This window comes from Streptomyces alkaliterrae (assembly GCF_007097205.2).
Lineage (GTDB): Bacteria > Actinomycetota > Actinomycetes > Streptomycetales > Streptomycetaceae > Streptomyces > Streptomyces alkaliterrae.
Genome location: NZ_VJYK02000272.1, coordinates 1 through 7540, shown reverse-complemented (window position 1 = coordinate 7540; position 7540 = coordinate 1). Strand labels below are relative to the sequence as shown.

Genomic DNA, 7540 nt, shown 5'->3' with positions numbered 1-7540 from the left:
TCGACCGCATACTCGTCCAACTCCGACAACAGACCGTCCACCGACTCACGATCCGTGGTCAGGTCCTCCGTGAACTGCCGCTCGCCAGTAGCGTCGGGCACGTACTTCACACAGACAACGATCCTCAGGGCCACGGGTCCGTCTCCGTCCTGGTCACAACTGCGGAACTCAGTTCCCTACCGATACTACACTTAGTACCCTCCCGGCGCCGGAGCCACACGGGCGCATCCGCCGGCCGAGCAACCGCGCACCGAAGAGGACGGCAAGCCACCACGCACGAACGCTGATCCGTTACCCTGTCTGAGGTCGGTCAGCACCTCACCGCAGCGTGCTCTCCCGCCTCCGTAGCTCAGGGGATAGAGCACCGCTCTCCTAAAGCGGGTGTCGCAGGTTCGAATCCTGCCGGGGGCACCAGCCGCGAACGCCCCGGACCGGTCTCGGTCCGGGGCGTTTGACGATGCCGTTTGACGGCGGTCGCCTGGTCGGCGGCCGGTTGGTGCTGTCTGCCGGGTCCGGGGGACAGGGCACGGCAGCAAGGGCGGGGCGTGCTCAGGTGGTGTCTTCTTGCTGCTGCCGGGCACGGGCCAGTCGCCGGACGGTGGCTGCGGGCCTGAGATGCCCAGGTCACACCGTGCGAGAGCGTAGAGCTCGACGTTCCACACGGCCGTGCCACTTGCGAGCCGCCGCTATGGTCTCGGCATCCCCCACCCGTAGCACCGTTTCCCACTCGGCGACCGGCGCGAGTCGTCGCCGCGGCACGCAGAGGTTCATGGTCGTGTCGGTGGCCGAGGGGACGCGTCCCGTCGTCGCCGAGCAGCCGAGCAGCCGAGCAGGGTCAGCTTCGGGCGGGTGCCATGGTGTTGTGGGGCGGTCACCGAGTGAACTGATCTGGTTACAAAGGGCGGAAGCGGGGTAGGTGCGGCAGCCAGCCGTCGGTGCGAAGACGAAGAGGGTCGGTCAGTGTCTGCCTCAGTGCCCGCGTTCAGGGACCACGCCGACTTCGCCGCGTACGTCGAGAGGTACGGCCCGCGTCTCCTGCTGTGGGTCTGGGACAAGGCGGAGGGGGAACCGGGTCGGCAGGTCTCCTGCGCGGAGTTCGGTGCCTCGCAGAGCATTCCCGTGAGCGCGGTCCGAGCCGTCGTCGAGCATCTGGGCGCCGAGGAGCTGATCGACTCCCGCAGCGGGCCCGGCACGGACGCGGGTGCTCCCGTGGTGACGCTCCGGGCCGCCGGGGCGGAGCGGGCTCGCCGGCTGCAGGCGCTGCGGGCGAACTCGGTCCAGCGGGGCCGCCACGCGACGCGTGCCGTGCTGCACTGGATCCACGCCAACCCGCACCGGCAGCCGCTGCGGATCAGCGGGTTCCTCGATTCGCCGGAGGTCTTCTTCCTGGGGGAGCCGCTGTCCCGGAGCGAGGTCGCTCGGGCCCTCGCCTATCTCGTCGAGGAGGAGCTGATCACCTGTGAGGGGCCGCCGTTCCACAACGGCATCGGCTCGCACGTGTCGCTCACCTCGCAGGGCGTGAGCGCCGTGCTCAGCGGCTCCTCGGACATCGTCGCGTACGTGGCGCAGCAGCGCGAGCGTCGGCGGCCCGCCCAGCACACCCACATAGAGGCCGGGACGATCGGGCACATCACACAGGGCGACTCCGAGCACAACGTGCGCAACAGCGTCGAGGTGCACACCGCGCTGGCGCCGGCGGAGCTGGCCCGTCTCATCGAGGAGTTGGCGCCGGGGCTGGATCTCGATCCGGAGGCCCGCGCGGCTCTGCTGCGCAGCGCGGCCGCCCTGGCGCGCGGCGGCAACGGCGGTGGCGGTGGCGACGGCGGCGACGACGGCGACAGCGGCGACGACGGCGACGGCGGCGGCCCCGGGCCGGACCGGCAGCGTGGGCTGATGGAGGGCATGCGGCGCCTGCTGGGTGGCGCGCCCGACACGGTCGGGAGACAGTTCCTGCTCGACGCCGTCGGCCAGGCGCTCGGGAGGCTGCTCGGAAGCTGAGCCGCCACGGGCACGCGGAACGACAACGTCATCGGAGACATCGACAGAACGGGGGAAGGGCGATGCGGATGCCCTTATACGCGCGGGATCCCCTCCTGCGCGCGTTGGTGCCCCGTCTGGTCGGCCTGGCGGCCGACCGGCGGGAACTCGTCCCTCAGGAACATCGCGGCGACCTTCCCGTGACGCTGCTGACCGGCCGCCACGGCATGGGCAGGACGGCGGTCCTGGACTTCCTGGAAAGGGCCTACCGCGGTCGCGTTCCGGTCGGCAGGGTTGACGCCGCGCGGATCGAGCAGGGTGGCCGGTGGTCGGGTTCCACGGCGGCCAACACGTCGGCCGTGGTGGAGGTGTTGGAGCACCTGGTGTGCCGGCTGGCGCCCGCGGTGCCGGGTGCCAGCCGGTTCCGGTTCGCCCGCCTGATGCCCGGGCTGTTCGCCGTGTCCAGCTGGCACCGCGGCAGCGAGGTCGAGCAGTCGCTGGCCCGCGACCGGATCGCCCGTCTCCTCACGGCCTGCGGTCTTCACAAGAGCACGGAGGACGGCGGCCAGTGGACGTACGACGTCAGCGAGCGTCTCGCCGATCCGGACAGGCGCCGGCACGACCTGGCTCCTGTCACCGAGGCGGTCGTCCAGCAGTACTTCGGCCGGCACACCCGCAGTCGCGACGAGCGGGCCGTGCACCGGTGGTACCAGAGCCGTTTCCCGGGCTCCGAGAGTGGGGAAGCCGCCCTTATCCGGCTGAGTCTGCGCTTCCACCAGGGCGGCGACTTCCAGCGGGCGGTCGAGCAGACTCTGGTCGCCGCGTTCCTCGAGGACCTCACCGACGCCTACAGCTGGTGGCACCGGGTCAACCGGACACCCCGTCCCCTCGTCCTGCTGGACAACGCGCACACCGCCGCCGGGCGGCGCGTGCTCGACCTGCTGCTCGAACACCGTGCCGCGTCCGGGTCCGGCGCCCGCGACCCGCTGGTGGTCGTCGCGACCCGGCTGGGCGAGGGCGGGGACCTCTACCCTGACGCGACACGGCGGGAGTTGCCCGAGCTGGTCCACACCTCCGGCTGGGAGCGCGCCGTCCCCGGCTCGCCGTCCGCGGGGCTGCTCGTGGTCCCGCTGACGCCGCTGACCCACGACGACCTGCTGCTGATGCTCGATGCGGCGGAGGGCCCGCTGCCCCGCCACCTGCCGTCAGCGCTGCATGCCCTCACCCGGGGCCACCCGCAGGGCAGCAGGACGCTGTGCGAGGCGGTCGTACGGGCCAGTGGGCGGGGCGCCGTCGAGTTGGAGAAGCTGCTCGACCTGCCGGCCGAGGAGGGGCGGCGGGTCGCCGAGGTGCTGCTGGAGCAGCTGGTTCCGCAGCCCCAGCAACGCGCTCACCTGGTACCGCTCGCCCTGGCCCGCGACCGGGCGGCCGCGCAGGCGCTCGTACCGGTGTCCACATCGGCCGTCGGTGGTCTCCCGGGTGCCGCGGTCCCGTCCGCCGCCCGGTACCTGGAGGAGGAGCTGTGGACGACGCGGTCGGACGGGGCCGCGGCCGCCGCTACGGGCTTCGTCCCCGACCCTTTCCTGCGCGCCCTGCTGATCCATGAGGCCCGTGCGACCTCGGAGGCGGCCGCGCCGGGGCTGCGCTGGGAGGATCTGCACGCTCTTCTGCGGGAGCACCATGCGGCGCGGGGCCCCGGACACGGGCCGGACGTCCTCCGGCACACCCTGGCGGTGGGAGACGCGGAGGCGGTCGTGAGCGCGCTGACCGGGTACTTCGGAGTCTGGGAGGCGGGCCGCTGGCTGGACGCTCTCCGGTACACCGCCGAGGCGCCCCGGCCCCCTTCGGACGGGTGGACCGACGAGCGCGCGGAGATCGCGCGCGGCGCCCACGACCACCGCCACGCCGAGACCGACGACGTACGCAGGTCCGTCAACAGGCTGCTCCACGCGCTCTGGTACCTCTCCGAGACCTACGCGGAACCCCTGCCCGACCTGTGCGACGACCTCGGCTCGGAGCTGACGTTCCTGTCGATGCGGCACCCCTCCGGGCGTGCCGTGCTCAGCGAGGCCGCCCGGGCCTGGCCGGCCGCGGCGCGCGAGCGAGGACCCTACCCGAGGTACGGCTCTGCCCTGGACGAGGAGTGAGGACTGTGCTGAACCGCTTCAGGACCCGTGCTTGGGGGCCGGCCGACAAGGCGGTCGTCCTCGCGGTGGGCGTCGTACTGCTCGCGGCGGTCGCCTTTGTCGTCGTACGGCTGCTGCCCGAGAGGTGCGGCGACGGGCTGGAGGCAGCCGGGAAAGAGTGCGTGGGAGTGACCGCCGGAGTCCTGCCGGGCGATCCGGAGCTGGAGGGACTGATACGCGGCGTGGCGGACGAGAACGCCCGGGTGGAGAGAAGTTGGACCCAACCGGAGAACGGGCAGCCGCGCATCCCGTACGTGCGGGTCGCCCTCATGATGCCGTTCACCTCCGACGCCTCCAGCACCATGAGCACGGAACAGATCGCCCGCGCGCTCGCGGGCGCGCACGCCGCCCAGCTCCGGGCCAACGCCCAGGCGGGCCCGCGCTACCAGTTGCTGCTGGCCCACAACGGCAGGAACATGGAGCACTGGGAGCCCGTAGTGGCCCGGCTCGCCGGGATGGTCGACGACGAGGCGCCGCTGGTCGGGGTGTTCGGCATGCCGAGCAGCACTCCGGACACGCTCGCCGCCGCCGAGGCGCTCTCCGAGCACCGGATCCCCGCAATCGGCCCCATCCTCACCTCGACCACCATGGAGGCCGGCTACCTCTTCAAGACGTCCCCGTCCAACCGGCTCTACGCCGAGGCGCTGCGTGAGTACCTCGCCGAGAACCCCGGGAACGGTACGGGCTTCCTCGTCTCGGACCGGCGGGAGCTGGACAGTTACTCCGCCGACCTCCGGGACGTCTTCCTGGCGCGCTTCGGCAAGGAGTACGGGCTCAAGCAACGGCAGGCGTCCTACCTGGGGCTGACCGGCGAGGACGAGGGAGTCCCCCAGCGCTTCTCCGACGTCGCCCGCAGCATCTGCCTGACAAGAGCGGACACGGTCTTCTTCGCGGGGCGCGATCACGATCTGCCCCACCTGGTGGACCGGCTGGCGAGCGAACCCTCCTGCGACCACGGGAAACCGACGCGCATCCTGAAGGTCGGGATCGGCATGGACCCCGAGACCACGACGGCGGAGATCACCGAGCAACTGAGGGACGCCGGGATCACCCTCGTGAACGCCGCCTCCGTCGACACCCGGTCATGGACGGCGGACAAGCAACTCCCGGCCGGGCCCCGCGGCTTCCTGAAGCAGTTCGACAAGCTGCGGGAGAAACTGCGGAACGACCCGGCACACGAACAGCCGTGGGGGAACAAGCCTCTGGACGACGGCTACGCGGTCATGTACTACGACGCCTTCACGGTGCTCTCCCAGGCCACCGGCCGAGCCTACGACGACATCAACGGCGGCAGGAAGGAGACGGAGGAAGCGGCGGGGAAGAACGGGGCCCCGGCCCTGCCGAGGCATGCAGATGTCTACAACACGATGGTCAACATGACCATCCTCGGCACCCGCTCCGGGACGAGCTGCGTCAACTGCGTACGCGGGGCGAGCGGCACCTTCGGCTTCGACGAGTCGCCGGACACACGGAAGTGGGCGGTCTGCAAGCCGGTGCCCGTCAGCGAGTACCCGGAGCCGGACTCCGACGCGAGGACCGGGGCGGCCGGCGTCTACCGCAGCTACGAGGAGATCTTCGACGGCTCGTGCCCCTGACAGGACGCCGGTCACCGCAGGGACGACTCCCGCTGCGCCCACGGGCGGGGTCGGACCCGCGAGTTCACGGCTGCCCCCGCTCCGGGCTCGCCTCAGGCTGTGGGGTGGGGGGTGGGGTGAGTTTTGCGGTGGTGACGAACGAGGCCACGACGGCGACGATCACCAGGGGCATGACGGTGATTCCCTGCGTTCCGAGCAGCAGTGTGGCGAGGAGGACGGAGACGAGCGGGAGTTTCAGCATCGCGGCGCTCATCGCGCCGATGCCCATGGCAAAACCTGCGGTGAGGCTCAGTCCCGGCAGGTGGGAGAGGAGGATGCCGCCCGCCGCTCCGACGAACATCGCCGGGAAGATCGGGCCTCCTCTGAAAGCGCTGAGGGAGACGGTGTAGGCCAGGCCCTTGCAGAGGAGCAGTAGCAGCAGCGCTGCCGCCGAGTAGGCGGCGCTGTTGGTGAGGAACGGGTCCAGCGCGGTCTCCCCGGAGTAGAGGACGTCGGTGGCCGCTTTGCCGGTGGCCTCGGCGTAGCCGACGGCGAGGCCTGCCACGATCAGGCCCACGACCACTGTGGCCGGGACGCGCCGCTTCTCGACGTGTGTTCGGAGGCGGGTGGCGAGTCGTCGGATGCCCACGCCCGCGACGGCGGCGGACACGCCGATGAGCAGGGCCCAGCCGAACTCCGTGATGGTGGGGTCAGCGGCGTCGGGGACGTTGTGGAGGGCGAGTGAGTAGGTGCCCAGGCCGGTCCAGCTGCCGAGTCCGACGAAGATGAGTGCGCCGATGCCCGACGCCAGGAGGCCGGGTACCAGGACAAGCGCCATCATCGGCCCGGCCAGTCCTGAGGCTTCCATGAGGAGGAAGGCTCCCAGGAGTGGCGATCCGAGAAGGGAGCTGACGGCCGCGAAGCTTCCTGCCGCGCCGAGCACCGCGACGGCCTGCTGCGGCGGGTCCCGCTTGACCATGCGCACGGCACCGGCGGCGAGTCCGGCGCCGAGTGCCAGGAGAGGGGCCTCGGGGCCGAGGACCGCGCCGAAGCAGAGCGTCGCCAGTGCGGCGAGAAGGATGCCGGGAAGGTGGGCGGCGGTGGGTGGGCCGGTGGTTTCGAAGCCTTCTGAGGGTTCGTGGCCGCCGTTTCCCGGGAGGTGCTGGATCGTCAGTCCGACCAGCAGTCCGCCCAGCCCGAGCAGCGGCAGTGGCCACCACCCTGGCGTTTCGTCGAATCCCAGTGACCGGGGAAGGTCCGTGTAGAGGAGGGGTTGGATTTCGCCGACCAGCGCGAGGAAGCCGAACGCCGCCGCCGACACCGGCACGCCGATCAGCGCGGACATCAGGAGGAGTACGAGGTAGGAACGGCTGCGGAGGAGTGTCAGCGGGTCGCGGGGGAACGCGGGGTCGGATCCGCCACGGGCGACCGCCATCCGCGCTTCCTCCTCGCGACCCGGGCCTCGCGACCCGGGCCTCGCCACCCGGGCCTCGCCCCGGACCCCGCCGCCGTGTACGCGGCGTGTGCGGCGAGCCTGGCACGCCGCCGGGCCGCCGGCTTCGCGACATGCCCACGGGGGTGCTCCTGGCGCATCACCTTCAGCCGATCGGATGCCGCCGGATCACCCGCCGGCCCGGCGGGTGATTTCAGGCGTTGGGGCGCTTGCCGTGGTTGGCGGCCTTCTTCTTGCGGGCACGGCGCTTGTTTCCTCGCTTGGACATAGCGGGTCCCTTCGGGTGTTTCGGGCGTTGTCTCGCGGCTTCAGTGTAGGGAGGGGTCAGGGGGTCGGCATCTGCTCGCGGC

Annotated in this window: 5 protein-coding genes, 1 tRNA gene and 1 pseudogene; 4 read left to right on the top strand and 3 right to left on the bottom strand. The window is 71.4% G+C overall.

Annotated elements, in window-relative coordinates:
* Window positions 1–134 (bottom strand): annotated as a pseudogene (locus tag FNX44_RS21075) (electron transfer flavoprotein subunit beta); the annotation flags it as partial.
* A 204-nt stretch (window positions 135–338) separates the two neighbouring features.
* Between FNX44_RS21075 and FNX44_RS21070 the strand changes: the two are divergent.
* The 4 genes from FNX44_RS21070 to FNX44_RS21055 all read left to right on the top strand — a co-directional run bounded on the left by FNX44_RS21070 (window position 339) and on the right by FNX44_RS21055 (window position 5758).
* Window positions 339–414: transfer RNA gene (locus tag FNX44_RS21070), tRNA-Arg, on the top strand.
* Window positions 415–972: 558 nt separating this feature from the next.
* Complete coding sequence (locus FNX44_RS28600; protein ID WP_181356533.1) at window positions 973–1998, top strand: hypothetical protein; 1026 nt, start codon at window positions 973–975, stop codon at window positions 1996–1998.
* Between the two features lie 62 nt (window positions 1999–2060).
* Window positions 2061–4124, top strand: coding sequence for an ATP-binding protein (locus FNX44_RS21060; RefSeq protein WP_143650178.1), 2064 nt, complete (start codon window positions 2061–2063; stop codon window positions 4122–4124).
* A 5-nt stretch (window positions 4125–4129) separates the two neighbouring features.
* Window positions 4130–5758: an ABC transporter substrate-binding protein gene (locus FNX44_RS21055; protein WP_323369547.1), complete on the top strand. Its 1629-nt coding sequence runs from the start codon at window positions 4130–4132 to the stop codon at window positions 5756–5758.
* Window positions 5759–5822: 64 nt separating this feature from the next.
* On the opposite strand, the gene FNX44_RS21050 is transcribed toward FNX44_RS21055, so the two are convergent.
* Window positions 5823–7172, bottom strand: coding sequence for a chloride channel protein (locus FNX44_RS21050; RefSeq protein ID WP_143650176.1), 1350 nt, complete (start codon window positions 7170–7172; stop codon window positions 5823–5825).
* Between the two features lie 211 nt (window positions 7173–7383).
* Window positions 7384–7458, bottom strand: a complete 75-nt coding sequence (locus tag FNX44_RS30010) for a 50S ribosomal protein bL37 (RefSeq protein ID WP_438873728.1) — start codon at window positions 7456–7458, stop codon at window positions 7384–7386.
* Window positions 7459–7540: the final 82 nt, after the last annotated feature.

What these genes read in the sequence shown, in the direction of transcription:
- FNX44_RS21060 (WP_143650178.1), top strand. Translation starts at nt 2,061, where the DNA reads ATGCGGATGCCCTTATACGCGCGGGATCCCCTCCTGCGCGCGTTGGTG.
- FNX44_RS21050 (WP_143650176.1), bottom strand. Translation starts at nt 7,172, where the DNA reads ATGGCGGTCGCCCGTGGCGGATCCGACCCCGCGTTCCCCCGCGACCCG.